16 protein-coding genes and 2 pseudogenes are annotated in these 25504 nt (G+C 61.1%); 10 read left to right on the top strand and 8 right to left on the bottom strand.

Annotated features, from left to right (window positions below; translation table 11 throughout):
* Positions 1–177: 177 nt before the first annotated feature.
* Entirely contained in the window at positions 178–1155 is a 978-nt protein-coding gene (locus ABIB66_RS41695) for an IS110 family RNA-guided transposase (protein ID WP_354259682.1), read from the bottom strand.
* A gap of 320 nt (positions 1156–1475) precedes the next feature.
* Here ABIB66_RS41695 and ABIB66_RS41690 point away from each other — a divergent pair, with 320 nt between their 5' ends.
* The 7 genes and pseudogenes from ABIB66_RS41690 (at position 1476) to ABIB66_RS41660 (ending at position 9376) form a co-directional block, all read left to right on the top strand.
* Positions 1476–1940 carry a DUF2840 domain-containing protein gene (locus tag ABIB66_RS41690; RefSeq protein WP_354259679.1) on the top strand — a complete coding sequence of 155 codons (465 nt, stop codon included), beginning with the start codon at positions 1476–1478 and terminating at the stop codon, positions 1938–1940.
* On the top strand, positions 1940–2446 hold the full coding sequence (locus ABIB66_RS41685; protein ID WP_354259676.1) for a S26 family signal peptidase: 507 nt from the start codon (positions 1940–1942) through the stop codon (positions 2444–2446). The genes ABIB66_RS41690 and ABIB66_RS41685 overlap by 1 nt, the downstream gene beginning before the upstream one ends.
* 360 nt (positions 2447–2806) lie before the next feature.
* Positions 2807–3352: a lytic transglycosylase domain-containing protein gene (locus ABIB66_RS43790; RefSeq protein ID WP_502918367.1), complete on the top strand. Its 546-nt coding sequence runs from the start codon at positions 2807–2809 to the stop codon at positions 3350–3352.
* A gap of 243 nt (positions 3353–3595) precedes the next feature.
* Positions 3596–5323, top strand: coding sequence for a relaxase/mobilization nuclease domain-containing protein (locus ABIB66_RS41675; protein ID WP_354259671.1), 1728 nt, complete (start codon positions 3596–3598; stop codon positions 5321–5323).
* 92 nt (positions 5324–5415) lie between these two features.
* Positions 5416–7392, top strand: a pseudogene (locus ABIB66_RS41670) (conjugal transfer protein TraG).
* A 9-nt stretch (positions 7393–7401) separates the two neighbouring features.
* Positions 7402–7851, top strand: coding sequence for a CopG family transcriptional regulator (locus tag ABIB66_RS41665; RefSeq protein ID WP_354259668.1), 450 nt, complete (start codon positions 7402–7404; stop codon positions 7849–7851).
* A 694-nt stretch (positions 7852–8545) separates the two neighbouring features.
* The gene (locus tag ABIB66_RS41660; RefSeq protein WP_354259665.1) at positions 8546–9376 is read left to right on the top strand and encodes a hypothetical protein; all 831 of its coding nucleotides are present in this window, start codon (positions 8546–8548) and stop codon (positions 9374–9376) included.
* Here the strand turns inward: ABIB66_RS41660 and rplU are convergent.
* The 5 genes from rplU to ABIB66_RS41635 all read right to left on the bottom strand — a co-directional run bounded on the left by rplU (position 9335) and on the right by ABIB66_RS41635 (position 19408).
* Positions 9335–10474 carry a 50S ribosomal protein L21 gene (gene rplU, locus ABIB66_RS41655; protein ID WP_354259662.1) on the bottom strand — a complete coding sequence of 380 codons (1140 nt, stop codon included), beginning with the start codon at positions 10472–10474 and terminating at the stop codon, positions 9335–9337. The genes ABIB66_RS41660 and rplU overlap by 42 nt on opposite strands.
* Before the next feature lie 24 nt (positions 10475–10498).
* Positions 10499–11713, bottom strand: a complete 1215-nt coding sequence (locus ABIB66_RS41650; RefSeq protein ID WP_354259659.1) for a CHAT domain-containing protein — start codon at positions 11711–11713, stop codon at positions 10499–10501.
* A gap of 28 nt (positions 11714–11741) precedes the next feature.
* Entirely contained in the window at positions 11742–13043 is a 1302-nt protein-coding gene (locus ABIB66_RS41645) for a hypothetical protein (protein WP_354259656.1), read from the bottom strand.
* Between the two features lie 492 nt (positions 13044–13535).
* Positions 13536–16829: a UvrD-helicase domain-containing protein gene (locus tag ABIB66_RS41640; protein ID WP_354259653.1), complete on the bottom strand. Its 3294-nt coding sequence runs from the start codon at positions 16827–16829 to the stop codon at positions 13536–13538.
* Positions 16826–19408: a PD-(D/E)XK nuclease family protein gene (locus ABIB66_RS41635; protein ID WP_354259650.1), complete on the bottom strand. Its 2583-nt coding sequence runs from the start codon at positions 19406–19408 to the stop codon at positions 16826–16828. Before ABIB66_RS41635 ends, ABIB66_RS41640 begins: the two co-directional genes overlap by 4 nt.
* Before the next feature lie 170 nt (positions 19409–19578).
* Here ABIB66_RS41635 and ABIB66_RS41630 point away from each other — a divergent pair, with 170 nt between their 5' ends.
* The 3 genes from ABIB66_RS41630 to ABIB66_RS41620 all read left to right on the top strand — a co-directional run bounded on the left by ABIB66_RS41630 (position 19579) and on the right by ABIB66_RS41620 (position 23689).
* Positions 19579–21366 carry an ATP-dependent nuclease gene (locus ABIB66_RS41630; protein ID WP_354259647.1) on the top strand — a complete coding sequence of 596 codons (1788 nt, stop codon included), beginning with the start codon at positions 19579–19581 and terminating at the stop codon, positions 21364–21366.
* Complete coding sequence (locus ABIB66_RS41625; protein WP_354259643.1) at positions 21359–23140, top strand: ATP-dependent helicase; 1782 nt, start codon at positions 21359–21361, stop codon at positions 23138–23140. The genes ABIB66_RS41630 and ABIB66_RS41625 overlap by 8 nt, the downstream gene beginning before the upstream one ends.
* A 102-nt stretch (positions 23141–23242) precedes the next feature.
* Positions 23243–23689: a hypothetical protein gene (locus tag ABIB66_RS41620; protein ID WP_354259640.1), complete on the top strand. Its 447-nt coding sequence runs from the start codon at positions 23243–23245 to the stop codon at positions 23687–23689.
* A gap of 61 nt (positions 23690–23750) precedes the next feature.
* On the opposite strand, the gene ABIB66_RS41615 is transcribed toward ABIB66_RS41620, so the two are convergent.
* Together ABIB66_RS41615 and ABIB66_RS41605 are read right to left on the bottom strand one after the other, a co-directional pair.
* Positions 23751–24737: a PDDEXK nuclease domain-containing protein gene (locus ABIB66_RS41615; RefSeq protein ID WP_354259637.1), complete on the bottom strand. Its 987-nt coding sequence runs from the start codon at positions 24735–24737 to the stop codon at positions 23751–23753.
* Between the two features lie 236 nt (positions 24738–24973).
* A pseudogene (locus ABIB66_RS41605) lies at positions 24974–25469 on the bottom strand (site-specific integrase); the annotation flags it as partial.
* Positions 25470–25504 lie beyond the last annotated feature (35 nt).

Raw genomic sequence — 25504 nt, 5'->3', positions numbered from 1 at the left:
TCTGGAGAATGGGCGGTCAGGCTAACCAGCGCCGTGCTTGATGGCTTCAAAGGTGTCCATGAAGCCGCCAGCAAGAAAAGTTGCGATCTCACCCAGATCCCCGTCTCCTCGGGAGACGCCGCTCCGCCGTGGCGGAAGGAAAAGGCGCGCGTGGAAGCGGCGCGGTCGCGGAGGCCCTTACATCGCCGCAGCGACCCGGCCGCGCTTGCCGCCGGCGCCAAACCGGAACGTGGTGCCATCGATCCAGATCTTGTGCAGCAGCACGGCGAGCGCGCGCGCCACCGCGGTCGCGGCGCGCTTCAGACCCTTCTTCCTGGCCAGTCGCAGGCCCCAGAGCCGCAGCTTAAAGTTCTTCGGAATGCGCGTCAGGATCGCGATCGCCGCTTCATAGAGCATCGCGCGCGTCAGCTCATCGCCGCATTTGGAGATGTTGCCGATCCGGTCGGTCTGGCCGGATTGATAGCGCCGCGGCGTCAGTCCGAAATGGGCGCCGACATTGGTCGACTTCTTGAATCGCGCCGGGTCATCGACGGTGGCGTCAAACGTCGGCGCCACGCGATGCAGTTTTGCCAAACGCTGCCGCATGGCGCTGCGGGCGTCCAACAGCGGCGCGACGATCGCTTCCGATTCCTTCTTCCCGGCCAAGATATCGCGCACCCGTGCGTCAAAACGGCCGACCGAGATCTCGCTGACTTTGAGGCCGAACGGACGCAACAGGCCGCGGATCATGTTCTCCAAGTCCAGCACCTTGCCGAGCATTGTCTTGCGCCCGACCAGCAGCGCCCGCAACGTCTGTGCGCTCTCCGACTTGACAAGAACCACGCGGAACCAGCCGGCCCGCATCATCTGCGCAACGCCTTCGACGTCGTTGCGGCGGGTCTTGTTCAGTGTCGCGTTCAGCGCCGCCTTGGCGTGCCGGGTCTCTCTGCAGATCATCGGGAGGCCCTTTTCGGCAAGCGCCGTGAACAGCCAGGCGCTGGAGGAGAAGGCCTCAAGACTGACACGTTTCAAGTGAATGCCCCATTTCGCCAGGAACAGCTCGATCGCATCCGGATTGGTCTCGAGCTTCGCCTTCCTGCCGACGTTGCCATCGCCACCCACCGCGCAACTGTTGGTCGCCTCCAGCGACACATCAAGACCAGCATAGAATTCCATCATTCGCCTCCACAGCCGACCGTCGGCACGCACCGCGCGCGCCGCTCGCGGATCGTTGCGAAGCATCTTCGCAGCAGCACGGCCGGCGAGGGGGCACCGGCCACTGCCCCGGCTAACCTGGAATCCCTCGGATTCCTTGTAACGAATTGGTGCCACTCGGCTGCGATCCGGCAGCGGCAGGAGCGCTGCATCGCTTCGACAACGCCAATCATCGACGCTTCATTGCGACCATTCGGCCAAAACCAAGGCTCTGACTTCGATGCGCTGGCGACAGCGCACCAGCATGTCCAAAATTCCTCTCATGACTATGGAGTGGCCAGGTGAGAGACCTCACAACTGTTGAACTCTTGTGGCTCGAGAAGCGTATCGAGAACCGAATCCGGTTCGGCAAGCCTGCATCGGAGAGGATCATTGACCAGCACCGGCGCATTCTCTCATTTGTGCCCGGCAGCATCTTCGCATTCGTGCGCTGGACGTCCAATGACTTCGGAACCACCCTGTCTCGCATCGACATTCTGCGCGCGATCACGCCGGGGCAGCGGTATTCGACCGTGCCTTGGGTCAGCCCCGGTGGCGAAAGCCTGCTGCGGCTAGCAGGCTGGCAAAAGGTCGAGCGCGTTCTTCAGTTGATCGACGCCGTGGAGTCACTCGGCATCGATCCTGCCGATGCAGCCCCCGAGTACTGGCATCACGTCCACAACCGGCTTTCCGTCAACGAGACGCCACGACCTTATACGCGTGCGCGCCACCAGGCGTGGCTCCGCCGGCGCAGGATGGTGTTCTGATGGGGCGGCTAAGGATCGTCCTTGCAACGTGTGGGGCCACAACGCTCGCGCTTTGGCCGGTCACTGACACCTCACTGTCGTACATCTGGAACGCTTCCGAAAGCGTGCCGATCGGCCTCTACCGTTTGCAAGGGACCGCACGATTGCACATCACTGAGCTCGTGGCCGTCCGGCCACCGGAGCCGCTTGCGAGCTTCCTCGACTTCAACGGCTATTTGCCGAGCGGTCTTCCGATGCTCAAGCGCGTGCTGGCGTTGCCCGGACAAACCGTCTGCAGAACGGGACTCAAAATCGTCGTGGACGGGATCGAAATGGGCCAGGCACGCGAGCGCGACCGCCGTGGCAGGCCGTTGCCGGCCTGGCAGGGTTGCCGGGTCGTCGCTGAGGACGAGGTCTTTCTCATGAACTGGCAGTCGGCGGAGTCCTTTGACGGCCGATATTTCGGACCGCTCCCGACATCGGCCGTCATAGGGCAAGCGGTACCGGTGTGGACCAAGGAGGACTGACAAATGGCGGCATTGCTCCAATGGCTTGCGGTCTCTCTAGTCGGCCGATCGCACTGTCATTCCTCCATCCCGGCCGAATTGTCAGCAATCGGCGCGCGTCGCGGCCGTCTCGCGCCGTCTCAGTGCCGGCCGGGAAGAGCTCTGTCCTTGGCGGCTGTCCGCGCATTGCTATCTCGAGCCGCTGCATGCTTTTTGGGAATTCTGCTGACGCTCGGAGCGCCATCGGCCTGCAGAGCGGAGGTTGGATCGCGCACACAAGCTGCGCGCTTCTCAAACCTGCTTCCGGGCCTTGCATACGCCGCGTTCGTGACCGAAGCCCCGCATCGGTTCGCGGTCCCGGAGCGTTGGATCCGTGCTGTCATGCAGGCCGAAAGCGGCGGGAACGCGCACGCCATGTCACCTCGGGGAGCGCTCGGGCTGATGCAAATCATGACGGCGACCTGGGTCGAGCTGAGCGTTCGTCACGATCTCGGTATCGATCCGCTTGATCCTCACGACAACATCATGGCTGGGGCAGCGTACCTTCGCGAGATGCTCGATCGTTTCGGATCGGAAGGGTTTCTCGCGGCCTACAATGCGGGACCAAAACGGTACGAGGAGCACCTGGCCACCGGTCGCCCGCTTCCCGATGAAACACAAATCTACATCGCTAGACTCGCACCATTGATCGGCTTTGCGCGGCGCAACAGCAGCGGTTCGGGTGCCAGACGCTTCACCGCGTGGCAGCAAGCGCCAGTCCTTGTCGAGCGGTCCGAGAGCTTATCCCCTGACGGCAACTCGGCATCTGGCGTCCGCACAATGAAATCGTCGAAAGCAGCGCCTAAGCCTAAGGCGGGTGCAACTGCACTCGTCCCTCGCGCGACGGGCCTGTTTGTGCGGCGATCAGACGAGGTGCAGGCCCGATGATCGCAATCTCATTTCGTCGCATGATGTCGAAGCCAGTCGCAACGTTGAGAGTGGTCGGCAGAGAGCCGGGAGTGAGCGACCGGGGAGGGCAGGGTAAAAGCCGCAAGGTGCGGCCGGTCGGTCGGGGCGGGAATCACCAGCAAACTCAAATCACGCTGCAAACATTGCCAACGTCCGGCAAACTTTGCGACTTTCGGCAACGCGCTATTTTGGTTCAGCTTTCGACACCCTTCGGAGCGAACGATGGCCGGTAACGATGATTTCCGCATCCGTCCCGGCCGCATCCGCTCGACGCGCCCGGCTCGGACAAAACCGTTCCTGGCGCAGGCCCTCAAAGCTGCGCAGAAGGCCGGCGGCCTCTCACGTGGTGGCCTTAAGCGCGGCAGCACGTTTGGGCGCGGCCGCGCGGCGAGCCTTGCCGCGACCCGGCTCCTCAGCAACCGTGCCCGCAGCGCCATCGTCAAGGCGCGTGTTGTGCGCCGCATGCGTTCGCCAGGCGCGCTGCGTGCCCATATCGGTTATCTCCAGCGCGACGGCGTCACCCGCGACGGAGCGCCCGGCAAGCTCTTTGACGCGAGCGGCGATGAGGCCGACGGCCGCGCCTTCGCCGAGCGCTGCGAGGACGATCGGCATCATTTCCGATTTATCGTCTCGCCCGATGATGCCACTGAGCTGGAAAGCTTACGAACCTTCACCCGCGAACTGATGGATCAGGCTTCGCGCGACCTTGGCACGAAACTCGATTGGGTGGCGGTTGATCATTGGAACACGGAGCACCCGCATATCCACGTCCTCGTGAGAGGCCGTGGCGATGACGGCAAGGACCTCGTCATCAGCCGGGACTATATCGCGAGGGGCTTGCGCGCCCGTGCCGGGGATCTCGTCACCCGTGAACTCGGTCCGCGATCAGAGCTGGAGATCCGCCAAAACCTCGACAGGCACGTGACGGCTGAACGTTGGACCAGGCTCGACCGGGTGCTGGCCCGGGAAGCAGGGGCGGCGGACGGGGTCATTGATCTCCGGCCGGACCGGGAAGCCGCGCGCGACCCGTTGCGGGAGATCCGGATCGGAAGGATGCGCAACCTCGAGCGGCTGGGCCTGGCCGAGCCGGCCGGGCCGGCTCGCTGGGTGCTGGCGGCTGACGCGGAGCAGCGCCTGCGAGAGCTCGGGGAGCGCGGCGATATCATCAAGCGGCTGCACAAGAGCCTCACAAAGGATGGCGCCGCACGTGCACCCTCATCCTGGGCACTCGAAGGCGAACACCATGGCGAACCCGTGATCGGCCGCCTGATCGCACGCGGGCTTGACGATGAGCTCAGGGGCACGGCCTTCGCGGTGGTCGATGGGATCGATGGGCGCGTGCATCATCTGAAGCTGCCGGACGTCGAAGCGGCTGGCGACGGGCCTATCGGTGGCATCATGGAGCTGCGGCGGTTTGAGGACACAAGGGGCCGCCAGCGGATCGCGCTGGCTGTCCGCTCAGACCTCAATCTTGACCAGCAGGTGACGGCGGATGGGGCGACCTGGCTCGATCGCCGACTCGTCGCGCGTGAGCCGGTCGAACTCTCCCGCGCTGGTTTCGGTGCCGAGGTCCGCGACGCGCTCGACCGGCGGATCGACGTGCTGGCGGAGCAGGGGCTTGCCCGCCGTGACGGCGACAAGATCACGGTTGGCCGTAACCTGATTGGTACCCTGCGCAACCGCGAGCTCGAGACCGTGGGGCGGCGCTTGGCCTCCGAAACCGGGCTGGCGCATTTGCCCGCGGAGGCAGGAGAGTCCGTTTCGGGGGTTTACAGCCGGAGGCTATCGCTCGCCTCCGGCCGCTTCGCCATGATCGACAACGGCCTCGGTTTCCAGCTCGTGCCCTGGTTACCGTCGCTGGAGCGTGAACTGGGCAGGCAGGTGAGCGGCATTGCCGGTCCTGGCGGGGTGGATTGGAGTTTCGGCCACAAGCGCGACCTCTCGCTCTGACCCGCCGATCTCCGCGCCAATCTGCGCGCGACTACGATGCCTAGCGGATCGCCGTTGCACAGGCACCAGACGTTGCCGCATTGCCTCGGTCCATGTCCGCGACAAAGATTGTCTGGAGCCAACTGATCGTCGTCTCGCTGGTGGTGCTCGCCTTCCTCTGGACAGCGACCGAGTGGACGGCCTGGCGTCTGGCCTTCCAGCCGCAACTTGGGCCCGCCTGGTTCGTGATCGGGCACTGGCCGATCTATCAGCCGGCCGCGTTTTTCATCTGGTGGTTCAAATTCGATGCCTACGCACCCGTAATCTTCATGCAGGGCGCTTGCATCGCGGCCGGAGGCGGAATAGCAGCCGTTGGCCTCGCCATCTTCCTCTCGGTCTGGCGGGCCAAAGAAGCGCAGAACGTCACGACCTATGGCTCGGCGCAATGGGCGGATGCGCGGGAGATTCGGCGTGCTGGGCTTCTTGGCCCCGACGGCGTCGTGCTCGGCCCCTTTGGCCGCAACTATTTGCGGCACAACGGTCCGGAACATGTGCTGTGCTTTGCTCCGACGCGCTAGGGCAAGGGCGTCGGCCTTGTCATTCCGACACTTCTGACCTGGCCGAGCTCCACCATCGTCCACGACATCAAGGGCGAGAACTTCCAGCTGACATCGGGCTGGCGCGCCCGCTTTGGCCCCGTGCTCCTGTTCGATCCGACCAATCCGGCAAGTGCCGCCTACAATCCGCTGCTCGAGATCCGCAAGGGCGACTGCGAGGTGCGGGACGCACAGAACATCGCCGACATCCTCGTGGACCCGGAAGGAGCCCTCGAGCGCCGCAATCATTGGGAGAGGACCAGCCACTCCCTGCTCGTCGGCGCGATCCTACATGTCCTCTACGCGGAAGCCGATAAGACGCTCGCCGGCGTTGCCAACTTCCTGTCCGACCCGTCGCGGCCAATCGAAGCGACGCTGAATGCGATGCTGGCAACGCCGCATCTGGGAGAGCGGGTTCACCCCGTGGTCGCTTCGGCGGCGCGCGAGCTCCTGAACAAGAGCGAAAATGAACGCTCGGGCGTCTTGTCAACGACGATGAGCTTTCTGGGGCTCTATCGCGATCCCGTAGTCGCCAGGGTCACGGGCAGATGTGATTGGCGCATCCGAGATCTCGTGGACGGACCCCGACCCATCTCGCTCTATCTGGTGGTACCGCCATCCGATATCGCCCGCACGAAACCCTTGATGCGGCTGGTGCTCAACCAGATCGGACGGCGCCTGACCGAAAGCCTGGATACCACCCGGCGGCGCCAGCAGCTGCTCCTCATGCTCGATGAGTTCGCGGCACTCGGCCGGCTCGACTTCTTTGAGAGCCAGCTCGCCTTCATGGCCGGCTACGGCATTCGCAGCTTTCTGATCACCCAGAGCCTGAACCAGCTCGAACGCGCCTATGGGCCGAACCACGCTATTCTCGACAATTGCCATATCCGGATCGCGTTCTCGACCAATGATGAGCGCACCGCCAAGCGGGTATCGGACGCGCTCGGAACCGCGACCGAGATGCGGGCGATGAAGAACTACGCCGGGCATCGCCTCTCGCCCTGGCTCGGCCACCTGATGGTAAGCCGCCAGGAGACCTCCCGCCCGCTGCTCACGCCCGGGGAAGTCATGCAGCTGTCGCCCGATGAGGCGGTCGTGATGGTCTCGGGCGTGCATCCAGTGCGCGCCCGCAAGGTCCGGTACTACGAGGATCCGCAATTCCAAAGCCGGATATTGAAACCGTCGGGCACAGGTCCAGCCGCACCGATCGCTCTGCCGGATGCGTGGTCGGGCCAAACGCCGATTCCGCCCTCCGTCGAGCTTCTCGCGACCTTAAAGCACAGAGCCCGGGATACGAATGGCGGTATTCGCCGCGAACCCGAACTGCCGCAACATGAGGAAGTGGTGATCAGCGCCCCGCTTACCGAAAACGAGTTCGACACCGCCCCGGATGATGGCGACGCCGACGTCGCCCAGGCGCAGGCCATGAGCCGCTCGATGCAGGGTCTTGCACGTTCTGTCAGCCTCGACCCGGACGACAAAATGGGGCTTTGAGCGGTCGTCATGAAAAAGGTCCAGCTGAGCATCTACCTCGATCGAGGTATCTTCGGCAGCCTCGAGGCTCTCGCAAAACGTCACGGCAAGCCCAAGTCTCTGGTCGCCGAGGCCGCGATCTCTTCATTCCTCTCGCCGGACGACTCCGACCGGCGGGAGGCTGCCATAGCCAAGCGGCTCGACCGCATCGTACGCATGCTGGAACGACTCGAACGGAATGACGGTGTCACGCTGGAGACGATCGCATTGTTCGTCCGCTTCTGGCTGACGTCTACCCCCGCCTTGCCCGAGCAGTCGAGCCCAGCCGCGCGTTCCAAGGGCGGTGAGCGCTACGACCGCTTTGTCGAAGCTCTGGGGCGACGACTTTCTAGTGGATCGACGGTACTTAAGGAAGTGAGCATGGAATCAAGCGATCCTGGGAGTACGACGCCAGTCACAGGCGATCCCGGCTCGCATTGATCGACCGACCATTCTTTCTTTTCCTACGCCAGAACACGAGCGCCGTCTCCTGTCGCTTGATATCGTTGCGCTGCCTTTCTGCCGCCGTCACTAGGCGCGGTTGGATGGGCAAGGGCGCTACGCTTTTATTGGCGGCAATAGGAAGGGCGTGCGGTTGTCGCCGATTTCCGACGATACATGCCGGGCTCAAATCGAGGGCCGCTGGCTCGCCACTGCGTGAGGTCTATTCCGTGATTCGCTTTGTTGACCCGAACAGTCGAGAGCGCTGCGGTCCGGGTTGAGGCCAGCCGCGACGATGCCGAGCGCCTGGCTCTGGACTGCCCGGTTTTCGACGCGCCGAGGCGTTCCGACCTCCGTGAAATCGATGACGGTGCCGCTTCATCGGCGCACGCGGCCTCGTGCGGTGTTCATCCTGATGACGGATTCCCGTTTCCAATTGCTGTGGCGTGGCGTTCGACTGTATCAATTTTCCGGCAGTTGTATCAAATTTGTAGTACAACTATGGCATCTTGGATGGTCGACAACCAGCGGCACACGGCGAACGAGCATCACTCGAGGCGTATATCCGAGCGGCCATCCGGAAGAACTCGATAGGAGCCTTGGGATCGCAACGTTCGGAGTAGCCTATCCTGGCGACAGTCGCCGTCATTTTCTCCGCGCGTGCGGCAGCATTTAGATAAAACGGGAGCCAGACATGAACGCGCAGAACGACTACAGGAAGGACATCACCGACCCGCTCATCCGTCTGTTCTTCGACAAGTACCGGATGAACTTGCTCAAACTACCGCGGGCCGACCTCGAACCCGGGCAAGCCATCGTTCAGTCGAATGACGGATTCTTCGGTCCAGCCTCGTTGGGACTCGTCGTTCCGAGCGTAACGTTGCCCCACGTCTCGCCTCCGGAAGCGTTGGCCGACATCGGCGAAGCATTCTCCGACGCCCGCGATACAAAGGCGCAGATCGGCTTTTTCGAGGGGATCTTCACAAAGTTTCTGCCCGGCGCAAGCCTTGGAAAGGTCTCCGCGAACGTGGAAGCGCAAGGCGGCCGGAAGTTGAGTATCCGTTTCGCCAGCGCCAAGCGGCGTTCGATCGATCTTGCGGCATTGGCCAAGTCCATCGCCGGCAAGCCCGCGGACCTTGCCGCGTTCGACGCTCCCGAAATTCTGAGAATCTTCTGCGTTACCGATATCTATGCCTGTAACGATCTCGAGGTTCTGTGGACCGACGACAGGGGCCACGCAGTCGGCGCGGAGATCGCGCTGAAAGAACTGGCGAAATTGGAAGCTAATCACCAGACGAAAAACGGCGTCAATGGCTCCATCGTCGTAAAAGGTCCCGAAACCCTCGCATTCGGATTCAGGGCGGTCGAATTGGTCCGCAGCCAAAACGACGCCGGACTTCGCGTACGTCTCGAGTACACCTACATCGACGTGCTGGGAAGCACCTCGGACGAGCGCGATTACTTGCTGCTAGGCGACCCGTGGTCAGGCAGCGCTTTCCTGGACCTTCGCACGTACAAGACCTGACGCCGGCGGCTCCTCGCGCGTCACGGTCAAACTGTCCAGTCGGAGGAACCGGCGGTCGACGCGACGACCGCCGAGGACCACATCGAGCGTTGCCGTCTTGGACGCATTATCGTCGTTCTCGAACTCGACCACGCCATCGAGGACGAGGCCGGACGGCAGGTCTCTTCGCCAGGAGAACTTCTTGGTCTTCGAAACCAGACCGTAACCCGACAACCGGATCCGCGGATCGAGGCGACTCAACTCCTCGGCCGGCGAACCGTGAACGACGCCGGGCAGCGCCTCAGCCATCCAGCGACGAAGTCGTATCCGCGCGTTGTACTTCTTCTTTTCTGCCTTGGCATCGGTTCGGCCGAGTTCGATTTCGAGAAAGAACGGCCGGCCCCGCCTCTCGAAGTAGCCCGACACACCGTCGGCAATCGCCTGCGGCGTCTCGTCGGTGGCGCCCGACGCCGCCGTAGCCCGATAGATCGCAAGGGCAGCCAGCGATCTCAAGTCGCCGTCCTGTGCCGTGAAGACCCGTTCGGCAGCGCTGGCCGCCGCCATCCGCTCCCAAGAAGGCCGCTCCGTCCAGTCGGTTGCAACCAGCCTTCGCAGGGGCTTGTCCATCTGCACGCCGCTGCCGCTGCGCAACGCGTCCAAGGTTTCGACAAGATCGGCATGAGGCTCGGTCGTCGCGGAAACGGGGATTGGCGCGGCGCCGGCACTGGCCGCGCTCACCGAGTCGAACGCGCCCCGCGTTTGCGGCGCAATCTCCACAATCCTCACCGGATGATAATCCTGTCGGTGTCCACGCTTACGGCGTGAGTTCTTTCTTCGCCGCTTCTTGAGCGTGGTGACCTTCCGCATCCTCGCGTCGTCGAGCAATTCACCCACCACCTTCGCGCCATGAACGATCGGTTGGCCGAGCACAAGCTCCGCATCGGCCTTGACGGCGAGCACCTCGTCGAAAGTGAAAAGGCGGCGGCCGTCGGCGTTCGCGGGTATCGCCCGCGTGAATTCGGAGCTCACGTTCACGACGTCGCCGATACCGACCCGGTATTGTTTCCCACCAGTCTTGAAGATGGCCCACTTTTCCCGCGCGGGAGGTTGCTGCGGCATCTCAATCGTCCTCGAATGTTCGATCTAAGCCGAGCGGGCGGTTTCCTGCGCGTCCGGAAGCGGGACTGAAGGGAGTGCGAAGTCATCCATCGCGTGAAAGGAGTAACACAGGCTGGCCAGCGTACCGTCGTTGCGCAAACTGTCGCGACGCGCGCGGAACAAACTTTTCCCTACCGACAATTCGCCGCTCAGCGCATGCGAATAGAAGCGCTCCGCAAAATGCGTCGCGAATCGGTCGTGGATCAAGCAGTGCGTGGCGATCACGCCTCCAGCCCCCAATTGATTTAAACTGTCGGGAAAGTTCGTGTCGTCGACAATCCCAGATTGCGTACCCGCACATAAGTTCAGGAACATGAGGGGTTGGCCTAAAAACGTCCTCGCCCCCTGCTGTCGATTGAGAAAGTCGGCTCGAACCTCAAGTCCGTTGTCCAACACGAAAACGGGCTGACCTGCTCTCGTTTGGGTGTGACTGGTTATATGCCAAATCGGACGATACTGGGCCCAGGCGCGGAAAAGCGCGTGAATGTCAGCCACGTTCATGACAATGCCCTGGGGGTCCCTGAGCGGCGTCTCCTCGTGCACGCGCTCACCGGGGATCTTCAGCCTCTCAAATGCTGCAAAGATGCCATCAGGATTCCTAAGCCGAACGGATTGGACCCCGTTTGTACCGAGAAAGCCGATCCTGAGATCGCTTTCCTGGTCCCCCGGATAGTCGTTGTCGGCGCGGGGCGCATGGACGATCGGCGCCCGCGCCCCAATGAATCGCTGCAAGTCGACGGCCGCCCCGAGAGCGCCGTAGTGAAGCGCGTCGAGCGGGATCCCCGGAACGTCGCTGTCGAAGTTTATCCCTATGAGGTTCTTGTGATCGAGGAAGTAGCGAAGCTCATTGACACGGGCGACGGTCAGATCGTCCGTCTTGTGCCGGAAAATCCTGAGGAAGAACGCAGCCGCAGCATTCTGAAGCGCACGGGTTTCGTCCGGCGTCGGAGGATTGGGGTTGTTCGGCGCCCATGGTCTTCCGGCAAATCTCGCGAGTTCGGCAGTGAAAGCCTTGCTCTCGTTGATGATTTCGGAGCGCCGGGGGCCTTCCTCGAACTTCAAGGTCACTTGGTCGTCGTTGCCCCGGAGCACGTTCACCACGGTCTTCGTGGGGGCTTCGAATCGCGTAGACAACGCTATGCGGATCTTGAAGGGATCAATCGTAACCCGATCGCGCTTGGAAAATTTGCCGTCTGCCATAAAACTACTGACCCGGAAAAACGCAAAATCAAAAATCGACTATCTCTACTTTCCGTTGTAGCTTTGACACAACTCTCTCGTGTGTCAAGAAGGTGAAGCGCACATCGTGGATTCCCGCCTGACCACCGGTAGCCCGGAAGTCGATTGGTTTACCCACCCAACCTCGCTTGTGCTCTGGGGCAACATTGAGCCCGTTCGAATCGGCGAAAACGGTGACTTCCCGTCCGTCCCCGTTACTTGCCATTCCGATCAGTTGGTAAAATTCGCCGTCCAGAAGGGCTGAAACACGAGTTTCGCGGCCGAGCCGAAGTCTCACCGGATCACGCCCGGGCCGCGGGTGACCGCGCCGTTTGCCGAAGGAGACCGAAGCCCGCAGCACCCTCAAATCCTTTGGAAGGAGCCCACTCAGGATAGCGTGGTCGGCCGGCATAGAAAAGAGGTGTTTTCGTTTCGATGAAGCCGATTCTCCGTCGGATAGGGAGTGCAAAGGCAGCGCGGGGAGCGCCGCACAGAGCAGCCGATGCACGCCGAAGCCCAAACTTGGGATGTAAGAGGCAGAACCGGATTCGGCGAGCGGATCTAGGAACGGAAAGCGCCCTTGCTGCCGAACGAATATCGCTTCCTCGACGTCTCTCAGTCTTCGCTCCGCAGAATCGGCGCAAGACAAAAAGTTCGAAGAGCTGAGATCGTGCACTGCGTTCCTGAACAAGGCTGCGGCCTGGGCAAGCAGTTGTTCCGAGACTCCGGCTGAAAGTTCAGTCAGGATCTTCGCCATCTCGAACCTGATCACACCTGTCAACGATTTCGGCACGCGATCGTCGACCTGGTCGAGCCAATCGGCCGCGATCTGCGTGCGCGTAGTCGCATCGACGTCCTCGGAAAAGAGCTCCGAAATGACCATTTCGATCAATCGATCTGGAGACGCAGTGTCGAGGCTCCCGCTTGGTCCTTGACGAAAATCCAACACGACGCAGGAAATCTGTCCGCGCATTGGGTGCAAGAAGCTTACCAAGCGCTCCCCGAGCATGGGGACATAAAACCCCAATCCGTTTTGGCGAAGACCTTGCGGAAGTCTGGTCGACATCCATGCCGGCGCAAGGCATGCGATTTCGTTCTTTCCCCGCTCGACCATTAGAATGACGTCATTCTCGCCGATCGCGACACGTCCATTCCCGGCATCGATCAGGATATGCTTTCGCTCGGTGAGCGCCCGCCCCAGTTCGGCATCGCGACCATCCCTGTCGGCCACCAACCAGCATCGTGCGGCTGGCGCGCCGGAAGGAAGCGCTACCCATTTCTCAAACGGGAACAGGGAAAACTGTTCGGTCATCGGGGAGACCACTGGTGCTAGGGCACGTCGAGGATACGCCAACCGCGGAGGTGGCCGTTGCGTCAAATTCGGCCGAACGGCGCCAATGCCGAGCTATCCACAACAAAGGCGCTGGATGCGTTCCAGCTGCAACACACGCAGCCCGCACGCGCTGTCCTAAGCTATCGTCCCGTGCAGCGCCTCCCCAAGCGTAGGTCCTCCCGCGGAGCTACCTCGGGCGAAAATGAAATATCTTCGCTTGTTGCCGATGCCACGCTGCGGCACAAGCACCATCGCTTTGTTGAAACAGGCGGAGCGTACGAAGACTTGGACCGTCGGCAGTGGCGAATGCGCAGATTCGATGGCTCACCACGGTGCTCACTGGAGCATCTCTGGGCTTTGAGGGCGCAAAGCCGCACTAGTTAGGTACTTTGCCGGCCATGCGAACTCTAACGTCAACGCTGCGCGCCCGCCCAGTCGTTCGTGCTCGGCGACTGTGAGCTGCGGCATCAGTTACTTGTCGGTTTCATTTCCGACCCAGACAATCTCTCCGCTCGTGAGGTAGATAACCGCGCCCCGATTGGCATGGGTTGCCGACAGATAGTCGAGCAGCTGTTGCGCGTGTGCCTTGCGAACGGCGCGTGTCGGGTTGACATCCGATTTCCAGTCAATTGCGGCCTCGACACGCTGGCCGCTGATGGCCAAGGCATCGGCGCGACCGGCGACAAGAACGTGCTCATCCGACGCCCAGACTGGAACCTCAGGTACAAGATAAGGCCGCAGTTCAGCAATTGCGGGCAAAGCAAGGGTACGAAGCGCCGCCGCCGCCATCTCATTGGGATCGGGCCGAGTTTGATCATCGCCGGTGCGAGGTGTTAGCTGATCGAGCAGGAAACGGGCGCGTGCGACGCTTGCCGCTAGTTCATCCGCGAGCTCGCCGGTCAGGAGTTCCTCCATAAGCTTATGCAGGATCACTCCGCGCCGAGCGCCCGCGCCTGAAATTTCGAGACGCTCGGCCTGGCTCTCCAAGGTGATTACCCCGTCAAGAGAGGCGCCAAGACGATCGCCGTCATGCTCGCTTGGTCGACGCCAGACCAGAGCCGGCGAGCTGTCCTCGACGAAAAGCTGTTCCGTCGCAAAAATTTCAGCCGACTGTTCATTTGGCTGAGAAGCGCCAGAACGGGCTGCCATCGGCGTGAAGGAGGAAAGATCTAGTTCTGGGACTTCAAGTTGACGAAGATCGACGGAGCTGAACCACGAATCCTTTGACGCTTGGGGGATATGGGGAAGGATCAGGAGGCTTCGTGCCCTTGTGCACGCCACGTACCAAATTCTCTCGCGCTGATTGGCATTCTCGAGGCTTTCCGCGGCGCGCGCCGCCGCGAGTTCCGGAGGTGCGACGCCACCGATCATCCAATGCAGGCTGTTGTCGGATTGCCTGTGAACGAACTGGTCCGGCCGATAGAGCTCGGTCGTCGAATTGATCGGAATAACCACAGGCCATTCCAACCCTTTTGCGCTGTGGATCGTGACAATCTCGACCGCATGCTCGGCGGCGTCGATGCGACCCTCTGGTGCTCTGGCCTTGCGCTCCCAGTCGGATTGAAGATCGCGAACGAAAGCGCGCAGGCCGGCGACCCCGTAGCTGCGCGCTCTCTCAATCAGCGCATCCAGGTTGGCGAGCGCCCGTGCGTTTCGGTTTCCGTGCCGCGCCGCGATAATGACGCGCGCGTTCAGGCGCTCGATGGCCTCAGTGAGGATCAGGCTCGGTGTGACGACGGGCGCTTTGCGCCGCAGGCTCTGCAGCAACATGAGAATTTCCTTGGCAAGCGGATGCTGCACCAAGTCAGGATCTGTGCGCACAGTAAAGAAGGTCTGAGCCGTCCCATCTGCAGAGAGGGCGGCGGTAATGTCGAGCAGCTCCTGCTCGCTCAGCCCAACCAACGGACCGCGCATGAAGGCGCCGAAGGCGAACGTGTCCGAGGAATCCGCCAGCACCCTCACGAGTGCCAGGACATCCTGCGTTTCCTGCCGTCGCAGTAGGGTCTGGCCAGCTTGCGATGAAACCGCAAGGCCCCGCTGTTCGAGTGCTCGTTCATAACGCCAGAGTTCCGTATGACCCGGCGATAGAAGCGCGATGTCACCGGCCTGCAGGGGAGTGTGCGTTTTGTCGGCCCGCAAAATTGGCAAGTTTCCGACCAACGCTGCGCAGATATCCGCGACCCTTTCTGCTTCGGCTTCCCGAAACATCTCCGCGTAGATGCGCTCGGCGTTAGGAATCTCGATGGTGGAACGCGCTACGCAGGGCAGGGGCTGCGACGCGTCGGACAGTGTTGGAGCAAGAGCGACATATCGGGGCTGGGAAGGCTTTGCAAAAACCGGCTCGAAACATGCATTGACGTGATGGATAATCGGGCTAAGCGATCGAAAATTGGCCGTGACCTCGATGACCGCTCCCCCGTCCTGGCCTTGGATCAGCCTGCGGCAAAGCTCGTAGGCCTCGATATCGGCACCCCGGAAGCGGTAGATCGCCTGTTTCGGATCGCCGACAAGGAAAAGCGCTCCGGCACGCAGCCGCACGGCCTCCCAATGCGTCGGGCGTTCGGCGGTCGCAGCAATCGAGAACAGAATCTCACTTTGAATGCGGTCCGTGTCCTGGAATTCGTCGACCAGAATATACCGATAGCGCCGCCCGACTGCCTGCCGAACCTCTTCGTGTGAGCGCACAAGGGACTGAACGTGAACTATCAGATCGTCGAAATCCAAAATTGCCGCCGCGCGTTTGCGGGCGCGATAGCTCTCCAGAAGTTGGTCAAGCGAGCTTGATAGCGAACAGACGAGCGTGCTCGCGATGTGGCCAATGAGCTGGCTCCACGCGTCGTTGACCGCTTCGAACAGCGCCCGCCCTGAATCGTTGCCAACATCATTCTTGTGAGCGCCAAAACCGCGGGCGGCCTCGTCATAAGTCTTGAGCTGCAATCCCTTCCGTCCAAACAACCGGCCCGATTGCGGGTCGCAGAGTTGCCACAACGAGCGAAAATCCGGATCGCCGGTGAAGCAGCCTTGGTAGCGTGTCGCCAGCCTCCCGAGTTCCTGTGCGATTTCTCGCGCCCATGCCTCGTCCCCGATGCTTGCTCTCCATCGCTCGAAGTCGTCGACTGCCTGGACGAAATCGATGTCGGGTCGAAGATCTCGGGACGGAGCGATCGGCTCAGCATCGGGATGCTTGCGCCGCAGGAATGCAAGTTCGCGGACGAGGTCGACCACTTGCAGCGGGATTTGCTCCGCCAAGACAACGATCGGATCGTCCTCTGAGGCGTCAATTGCGAGCCGGCGTGAGAACCACGCTGATAATTCTGCCATGAACAAATTGTCAGCGACGATCGCGTCGGCGACGCGAGCGCCAGGATCAAGCCCTGCCTGGACGCCATGGCTGCGAATGATCGCCTGACAAAACCCGTGGATGGTTGTCGCAGTCAACTCGTCGAGTTGTGCGGATGCGGCCATGAGTGCGTTTCGCTGCTGGCCGGACAGCCCCTGCGGAATGACCGCCTTCAAGAAGGCCGGAACCACGCCCACCAGCAGGAGGTCGACGGTCTCTCTAATTCGCGCGGCAAGTTGGCTTGCCGCTAACTCGGTAAAGGTGATTGCGGCGATCTCTTCGGGGCGGTGCCCTGCGGCGAGCATCATCGCCACCCGCCCGGCCATGAGCGACGTCTTACCGGTTCCCGCAGCCGCTTCCACCAGCAGGATCGACGAGAAGTCTGTCATTGCCCGGCAACGGTTGTCCTGATCGACGAGCGTCATGTCACGGCGCTCCAGAGCTTGTTGAGTTGCTGGTTGGCTGCGCGGAATTCCGAGGCCTTGCGACGAAGATAGCTGTCGCGATCCGCTGGGAGCGCAAGACGCATGTCGTCATAGAAGGCGTCTTTTTCCCAGCGCGGCGCAAGCCGTCCCCTGCGCAAGATTGTCGTTGCCGCCGACAGGTATCCGATGGCCTGCGTGATTGCGTCGCATAGTTCGTCTCCCTTGAGCTCGAAGGTTGCCGGGTCATCCGCCAAATAAACCAGACGTGCGATCACTGTTCTCACCTCAGGCAGTAGGGCCCGCACGGCAATTGCGTAAAGCACGCGTTGTAACTCGCGCCCTTGTCCAAGGGTGATGCGTTGAGCTTTCGGAGGCGGCTTGATGCTCTTGTAATCTGTGATCCTCGCGGCGTCGCCAGTCGCCCGAATATCTAATCGGTCCATCCGGCCACCGAAGATCAAGCCGGTCGGCTCGATCGGAACGGCCGACGTTGCGTTCCATGGCACTTGTTCCGATACCAAATCGATTTGGCCGAATGGCACCTCGGTCCAGCTTCGCGTGTCGGATCGTACCAGATCGTCGGAGGCAAGGCCTTTCGCCGTCCTGCGCGCCGCTTCCTTCACCGTGTGACGCCAAAGGATCGGCGGCGGGACGGATCGTTGCAACGGCCACGAGGTAAGGACAGCCGCTGAAGCGCCTTCGATTGCCGCCTCGATTTCGTTGGCGCTTGCGCGTGCAAATCCCGGCGCGGGCTCAAGCGCTGAGATCGCACCGCTGATCAACTCGTGTACCAGTTCGCCAAACGACGTCGGATCGAGCTCCAACGGTTCGGGCTCTTGGCGAGCCGAGCGCCAGCCCAATGCATATCGCCAAACGAATCCGAGCGGGTCACGCAGCAAGCGCTGCAATGAGGTCGTCGACTGGACCCGCACAAGGGCGGCCTCGATCGCTGGATGATTGGCGTCCGACAATCCGTCATGTGCGGTGAGATCCGCGCGCCACTGCCAGTTTCGCCAGCAGAGCTGAGCCTGCCGTACATGGGCGAGCTGTCCGGCGTCGCGGGCGCGCGCCAACAACCGGTCGGCTTCGCTGAAGGCGTGTTCTGGCACGCGGTCGCGTTTGTGAACGACCGTGTCGCCGGGCCATAAGGTGCTTGGCGATAGCTGGCTGCCTCTGGCGTTTCGCTGAGCGCGCGACAAGACCAGTTGCTCGCGCGTTTGTGCCCTTATGATCTCGAAATGAAGGCGGTCTCGCTCGGCGGTGCTGACCGGATGCAGCTTGCGGCGCTCGAGCAGATGATGCGGGATGAGGGGATCGTCATGGTCCGATCGTGGCCAGGATCGGCTGGTGAAGCCGAGCAGACGTGTGAACGGTCGCGGACACGACACCAACTGCGATGCCGGACACCAGACAACGCTATTGGCAGGTTCGCATTGATCCGCGACCCGCAATGATTGAAGTGACAGCGCAATTGCATGCGGTGGGGCGCTTCGCAGTGCCTCTTCCCACATCGTCAGGCTGGCGCCGCTCAAAAGCCGCGTGCCGGCTTCGCTTCCAGCCTCTGGTCCGCGGGCGAGGAGATCGAGGATCGGCAGAAGAGTTTGCTCGGCAAGCTCGGCCGTGGACCGCCGTGGCCTGGCCGCGGTGAACGCTTCGCGCCATTGATCAAGTGTCCGTAGCGCTGCCCCTCTCGGAATGCCGGCGAACCAATCTTCGGGAAGTGAGCTGGCGAACGGCCGCGACGGAAGGCGCCGGAGCAGCCGCCAGACGCGTTCCTGGCTTAGACCGTTGCCTAGAATATCCGCAAGGGCAGCGCAGGTCTGACCATCCGCCGTGCTCAACGCCGGCACGCCATGAGAAAAATGAACCGGCAGTGCCGCACTTCTCGCGTAGGCAAGAAAGTGATCGTCCCAGTCTTGCGTCGAGGTCGCGGCGATTGCGATGTCCTGTGCCTTGACCTGGCCCGTCGATAGCAGTCGCCTAGCCCATCTCAGCGCCTCCACGACCTCTGATTTCGGATCTGCGCTCGCTTCGGCGGAAATATGTGTAGGTCCAGGGGCTGCGCTCTTGCGGGTCGCGCCGCCGAACCAGGGCTGCTCAACGCCGTCCGGCATATCCCAAGACAGGTCGGCCACGCGTATGATTGCATTGAGAAGGGGACGCCAAACCGGATCAACCTCGACGATGCCGGCAAGTGTGACAGTGCCCAGAAGGGTGCGGGTGTAGTCAGCGCGTTCGACGGCGGCGTCGCGAAGGTCGCGGGGCAGCAGATGGGTGGCTGGTAGGCTCTCGCGGATTCGCGCCTCAATCAGAGCAAGGTCATGGAACCGCACGGCTTCGTGGGCGAGTGAGGCTAAATCCAAGTCCGAGCGCCAGACCGAATCGAGCGATTGAAGGACGGCCCGTGGCATGCCTGGCAAGCCCGCAATGCCGGCAATATCGCGAAAACCTCCTGCAGCAAGTGCTGCCTGAATCGCCGGGTAAAGAACATCGGTCCCCGCGGGCGTTGTAAACCCGCCGGCAAGGCGACCGGCGAGAAGGGGAAGCGTCAGGATTTCGCGGCCGATGGCACCGCTCATGGCTGTTGTAGCGCGAGCGCTGCGTAAGGCGAGCAAACCGTCGACGATGTGGGCGGAGCGAGTGATCATTTGCCTACGTTACGCTATTGTCGGTCGAGTCTCGATGGTTGCTCAGACTCTCGGCCTACCGAGATGTCAGGCTAATAAAGAGATACAATCCTGGGGGCACAATGCGTCTAAGCAAGTTGAGCATAAGAAATTTCAGAAATTTTCAATCTATTGATATTCCGCTGGCTGGCAATGTCGTGCTGCTCGGGCAGAATAGAGTCGGAAAAAGCAATCTGCTGTTTGCAATCCAGCTCATACTCGATCCGACCCTCCCTGACTCGGCCAGGCAGCTGAAGCTGACCGACTTCTGGGATGGAGGGCCGGCCGATTTCAGTGCGCCCATCGAGGTACATCTGGAGCTTTCGGATTTCGCGACGGATATGGCCCTGACCGCGATTCTAACCGATTTCCGCGCCTCACATGATCCGACGATCGCGCAACTCAGCTACGTCTTCCGCAAGAAGCCCGAGGTTGCCGGTGCTCCACAGTCGAGTGCCGATTGTGAATTTATCGTTTTCGGCGGCGGCGACGAAACCCGCTCGCTTCCCAGTAGGGTTCGCCGCCGCATCGCGATCGAATTGCTGGACGCATTGCGAGATGCTGAAGGGCAGTTGGGGAACTGGCGTAGTTCGCCATTGCGTCCTCTGCTTGAGGATGCCGTTTCCGGGATCAGCCGTACGGATATCGACGCTGTCGCTGCCGAGCTCGACAAGGCGACCAAGACGCTCGAAACGTTTCCGACGATCAAGACGCTGGAAGATGAGTTGCGCTCGGGCATCCTCCATCTTTCGGGAAAAGCGCATGACATCGACGCGCGCTTGAGATTCGCGCCGACTGACCCGCTGCGCCTGTTTAGGGCGATTGCGATGTTCATCGACAACGGGAAGCGTGGCATTGGGGATGCCAGTCTTGGATCGGCCAACGTGGCGTTGCTTGCTCTGAAGCTTGCTGAGTTTTCATGGCGCCGCAAGAAGAACGAACGAAACTTCTCGCTCCTGTGCATCGAGGAGCCCGAGGCGCATCTTCACCCGCAACTCCAGCGATCTGTCTTCAAGAAGCTGCTGGGCAGTGTCGACGCCTCGCAGGCCATGATCGTCACCAGCCATTCGCCGACTTTGGCCGCCGTCACCCCGTTGCGATCTATCGTGCAGTTGAAGAGGCAGGGGGGCTCGACCCAGGCGTTCTCGCTGGCGAACCTGCCGGTAACTTCGGACGAAATCGACGATCTTGAAACCTACCTCAATGCGACACGCGCTGAGTTGCTGTTCGCCCGAGGCGTCATTTTTATCGAAGGCGACGCAGAGGAGGCGCTCTTGCCAATCTTCGCCTCATCACTCGGCCATTCGTTGGACGAGCTTGGGATCGCGGTCTGCAACGTCGGCGGGGTCAACTTCCGCCCCTATGTGAAGCTCGCTGAAGCACTGAAGCTTCCTTACAGTGTGATCACCGACTGGGACCCTCTCGATGGAACGAAGCCTCCTCTGGGAAGGAAGCGGACACTCGATCTCTGGCAGGACATGCTTGCGGTTCGTGGCCAGCCTCTCCTGACGGCCGCGCAACTGGCACCGTGGGAAGCAATGGACCATGCCGCGTTCAGCGCGGGCGCTGCAAAATCCAGCATTTTTCTCAACGAACAGACCTTCGAGGTCTCTATTGCGAACACGCCCACATTGCTGAACCCGCTGCTCGATATCCTGAGTGAGCAGGACTTCGGCTCCGTGCGCAGTCGGCGCATCGCTGCTTGGCGAGCTGGTACGACAGTGGATGCCGCACAATTGCTTGCAATGATTGCAGATATTGGCAAGGGCAGGCTCGGCGCGCGTCTTTCGAAGAAAGCCGTTGGTCTCAAGCCGCCTACTTATATCGAAAGCGCAATCAACACGATCGTTGGACTGGTTGCTCATGTCTAGTGATCGCGCGCTTCGTCAGGCCCTGGCTGAGCTCCAGGCGAACCCGGAACAGTCCGCCGCTGTCGTTGAGACCGGGCATTGTATCGTGCTGGCGGGGCCCGGAAGTGGGAAGACCAAAACTCTGACGACGGCTATGGCGCGGGTTTTGGCGCAAGACGTGGTCGAACCACGAGGCGTTGCCTGTATCACCTACAATAACGAGTGTGCGATCGAACTCGAAACTCGTCTTGCGCGCCTCGGCGTTACTCCTGGAGAGCGCGCCTTCATCGGGACGGTGCACGGGTTCGCGCTGAGCCAGGTAATCGGTCCTTATGTCCGTTGCGTGCCCACAGGCCTTCCTCCTAACTTCCGGGTCGCGACGCGATTGGAAGCGAGGGCGGCCGTGGAGGTGGCGTACCGGAACTCCATCAACGGCGCCGACGATCCCCACCGGCGCTGGGAGTTCGCGTCCGAGAAGCGCAAGCGCGACGTCGATCGCTCGCGGCCCGAGTGGCGTGGCCGCAATCCCGAACTTGCGATTTTCATCGAGGCTTATGAGGCGGAACTGCGCCGACAGGGCTTGCTTGATTTCGACGATATGCCGCTTCTCGCCTATCGCATGATCAAGGATCATCGTTGGATCCGTGAGGCGCTCCGCGCACGGTTCCCGGTCCTGTTTGTGGACGAGTATCAGGATCTCGGCCACGCATTGCATGAGCTCGTCCTGCTCTTGTGTTTTGAGGGGGGCATCCGGCTTTTCGCCGTTGGCGATGCCGACCAGTCAATCTATGCCTTTGCCGGCGCCAATCCTGAACTGCTTGAAAGCCTGACGCGGCGCGCCGATGTGCGGACCATCAGGCTGCGCTTCAACTATCGTTCGGGCGGGAAGATCATTCGCGCTTCTTTGGGCGCGCTTGGCGAAGAGCGCGATTACCACGGTGTCGACGGGACCCCCAAAGGGGATCTTAGCTTTTGGCACGTCCCATATGGCCATGACTCACAGGCCCAAGCCATTGCCGTCACGATCATCCCAAAGCTCATCGAACAGGGGTTTGAGCTCGGGCAAATCGCGGTTCTTTATAGAGCGGCGTGGCTCGGCGACAAGGTCGCGAGTGCGCTAAAAGAAGCCAATATTCCCTTTGTCCGAACAGACACCAACGCCCTCGTCAGAAGAAACTCGCGCCTCGCGCGCTTCATTGAGGATTGTGCCCGCTGGGTGACTGGGGGATGGAGAGAGGCTGATCCACCTTATGCGCGGCTTCTGTCACAGGCTATTGCGCTCGTATTCGGGCGGCATGCCAGCGAACGCGAGCATCAGGATTTGTCCGCGCAGCTTATGACATTCCTCAATGCCTCGATCGGCAGGCAGGAGACAACGCATACATGGCTGGAGCGCTTCCATCGAGAAATCATCACGCCTTGGCGCGACGTTGCCCGAAATTCGGAAGTCGAATGGCACATCTGCGACGAGATGATCACCAACACAGATCCGACGCGAGATCTCGATCTTTCGCTCGCGCACTTCGCGGGGCGTGTCGAAGGTGCGGGACGCGTAAATCTCAGCACCCTACATAGCGCCAAGGGCAGGGAGTTCGACGCCGTCATCATGTATGGCGTCAACGCCAGCGACATCCCGAGCGAACGCGACAGGCGCACTCCGGCGGGGCTTCGCGAAGCAAGGCGGCTGTTCTACGTCGGTGTGACACGGACAAAGAAGCATCTCAGCCTGGTGTATCAAGAGCACCACCACTCGCCGTGGGTCCTCGAACTCTACCAGAGAAGCCAGCGGGACTAGGAACGCCTCACAATGGGCCACGCGCCGAAAAGAGAGGAAAAGTGAAGAAATATCATATTGATCTCAGCGAGAGCGAAGCTGAGCTTCTTCGAAGGATTGATCTTGGCGTTTAAAGAGCCCATCCTGGCGCTCTTGGGTTCTTTGAGCGAGCGCAAGGCGGTGCCGCTACAAAGGCTAAACTACTGGAATGATCCTCGGTACAATTTTGGTCGGATCAAGGATTCTCGAAAAGGACTATTCGAGCACAACGGGTGCACGGGAGCCGATATTTACACGTATCCTCATTTTATCCCGTACTTGAGATATTTCTTGTTCGGTCCTGAACTTCCCGATGACGTCATCGCAAAATTCGAGGCAAAGGTCGGTAATACAGAATGGGTGACATCGAGCGATGTCGTGCCAATCGGGAAATTTGCTAGGGATCTGACAAGGCTGCATCACCTCGATGTTTCCGACGCGCCGGAGGAGTTCTTCAAGCTGTGCCTCGATATGGGCCTAAGCCTCAGCATCGCAGGGAGCGTCATGCGGTCGGTGCGACAGGTTCGCTGAGAGCTGCACCTTGCTCGCTGGGGGTCTGCTTCTAACGTTCGGTACCTGATCGCTCAGCGTGTCAATCACCGGTTCCTATCTCCCTAAGCTCGGCCAAGAAGACTGTGCCGATGTTAACGGCCTGCTTTGCAGCGTCTGCATCGACGTCGACTCCGTGCGAGGCCTCGTTCATGACCCGCAGGGCCCTGAGCATCTCCTGGGTGCTGGCCGGTGCGATCCCGTGCCGTTGTAGGTCCCGTAGCATATTCATGATACCGACCGGCCGGTTCGCCGTGACGCCCTTTGCCACGGCGAGGTCGCGGAGCGCTCGTTCGATCTCAATGCGAAGCTTCACCACTGACATCAGCGGGAACTCGCGTGCAAACTCCTCGACCGTCGGAAGGTCCCGTGCAAGCTGAGGCGGAAGCGCATGGGAGAGCTGATATTGAGCCACGCCCATTGGCTTGCTGGAATCCCGGAGCGCATATTCCACGATGACCTCGTTGATGATGCCGATGGTTGGCTTGTCGTCGGAGTGGCGCAACTGATCGTCCACGGCCGAGAGGTAGAAGTTCATCTTCCCGGAAAATTCCGGTTTGAAGTCCTCGATCTTCAATTCGATCACCACGAAACAGCGCAGGCGTAGGTGATAGAAGAGGAGGTCGAGATAGTAGTCCTGGTCACCGACTTCGAGATGGTATTGGCTACCGACGAAAGCGAAGCCCTTGCCGAGTTCAAGGATGAGCGAGCGCAGATGCTCGATGAGACCACGTTCGAGATCGCGCTCCAGCATTTCGGGGCCAAGCGAGAGGAAGTCGAATGTATAGGGATCTTTGAGGACATGTTGGGCAAGTTCGGATTGCTCGACCGGCAGGGTCCGTGAGAAATTGGTCAGCGCACTGCCTTGACGAGCGAAAAGATTGCTGTCGATCTGGTGGGCAAGGACGTTACGGCTCCAGCCGTGCTCGATCGCTTGCCGGGCGTACCAAGTGCGTTCCTCGGACGCTTTGACGGCGTCAAGAAGGCGGACGTTATGGCCCCAAGGCAATAGTGCAACAACCTGTTGCACAAGGTCGCTGTCGGGTCGGCGAAGGCGCGCATATATTTCAGGTTTCGGGCCGAGAGGCCGGTCATCTCTGGGAAGGCCCGGCGGAGATCCTCCGCCAACCGATCGATGACCTTGGCGCCCCAACCCTCTCGCTCCTGTCGGCCGAGAATGTCCCGACCGGTGGTCCAGTACAGGAGGACGAGCTCCCGATTGACCGAAAAGGCCGGCCCGGTGCCGTGCCGCTGCGATTTTCTGTTTCAGATCGCCGACAAAGGCAGAGTAGCTCTGCAGGTCGATCTCGACGGTCGCCTTACCAGTCTTAACGTGCCGATGGGGCTTACGGCCATCTTCACGCGCTTCTTGGCGAACATAGCGCGGACGAACTTGTCCCAATTTCGCCATGCCGGCGCGTTTCTCCGCCATGTAGTTCCAGCGGTCGTAGTGCTTCGAGCTGACGTCCTGAAGCGCATGGTTCTGCAATCGGTCACGAATCTCCTTCGGGATGCCAGCCTTGCCCGCCAACGTCTTGAAGGTCCGGCGTAGATCGCGGTTCGTCACATAGGGGATCACGCCGCGGTCCCGCTGGCGCCACATGAACGAATAGAGCGTGCCATGGCTGACGGGCTTCGAAGGGTCCTTGGCCGAAGGGAAGAACCAGCCGTATTCGTTGACGTTGACGGATGAGATGAGCTCTGCAGCCAGATCTGGCACCGGGACGGCATGGGGCTGATCGTTCTTGGTTGTGCAGCAATCTTCGGTCAACGGATATTGTATTGAGCAAAAACGCA

It is taken from the genome of Bradyrhizobium sp. F1.13.3, from assembly GCF_040548265.1.
In the GTDB taxonomy this organism is placed as follows: domain Bacteria; phylum Pseudomonadota; class Alphaproteobacteria; order Rhizobiales; family Xanthobacteraceae; genus Bradyrhizobium.
Note: the sequence above shows the minus strand (reverse complement) of the source record. Positions and strands in the feature narration are given on the sequence as shown.

Excerpts from the sequence above, each read along its gene's own strand:
- ABIB66_RS43790 (WP_502918367.1), top strand. The coding sequence starts at position 2,807 with ATGCAGGCCGAAAGCGGCGGGAACGCGCACGCCATGTCACCTCGGGGA.
- ABIB66_RS41685 (WP_354259676.1), top strand. The coding sequence starts at position 1,940 with ATGGGGCGGCTAAGGATCGTCCTTGCAACGTGTGGGGCCACAACGCTC.
- ABIB66_RS41665 (WP_354259668.1), top strand. The coding sequence starts at position 7,402 with ATGAAAAAGGTCCAGCTGAGCATCTACCTCGATCGAGGTATCTTCGGC.
- ABIB66_RS41645 (WP_354259656.1), bottom strand. The coding sequence starts at position 13,043 with ATGACCGAACAGTTTTCCCTGTTCCCGTTTGAGAAATGGGTAGCGCTT.
- ABIB66_RS41695 (WP_354259682.1), bottom strand. The coding sequence starts at position 1,155 with ATGGAATTCTATGCTGGTCTTGATGTGTCGCTGGAGGCGACCAACAGT.
- ABIB66_RS41635 (WP_354259650.1), bottom strand. The coding sequence starts at position 19,408 with ATGAGCGGTGCCATCGGCCGCGAAATCCTGACGCTTCCCCTTCTCGCC.
- rplU (WP_354259662.1), bottom strand. The coding sequence starts at position 10,474 with ATGCCGCAGCAACCTCCCGCGCGGGAAAAGTGGGCCATCTTCAAGACT.
- ABIB66_RS41650 (WP_354259659.1), bottom strand. The coding sequence starts at position 11,713 with ATGGCAGACGGCAAATTTTCCAAGCGCGATCGGGTTACGATTGATCCC.
- ABIB66_RS41675 (WP_354259671.1), top strand. The coding sequence starts at position 3,596 with ATGGCCGGTAACGATGATTTCCGCATCCGTCCCGGCCGCATCCGCTCG.
- ABIB66_RS41660 (WP_354259665.1), top strand. The coding sequence starts at position 8,546 with ATGAACGCGCAGAACGACTACAGGAAGGACATCACCGACCCGCTCATC.
- ABIB66_RS41625 (WP_354259643.1), top strand. The coding sequence starts at position 21,359 with ATGTCTAGTGATCGCGCGCTTCGTCAGGCCCTGGCTGAGCTCCAGGCG.
- ABIB66_RS41630 (WP_354259647.1), top strand. The coding sequence starts at position 19,579 with ATGCGTCTAAGCAAGTTGAGCATAAGAAATTTCAGAAATTTTCAATCT.
- ABIB66_RS41640 (WP_354259653.1), bottom strand. The coding sequence starts at position 16,829 with ATGACGCTCGTCGATCAGGACAACCGTTGCCGGGCAATGACAGACTTC.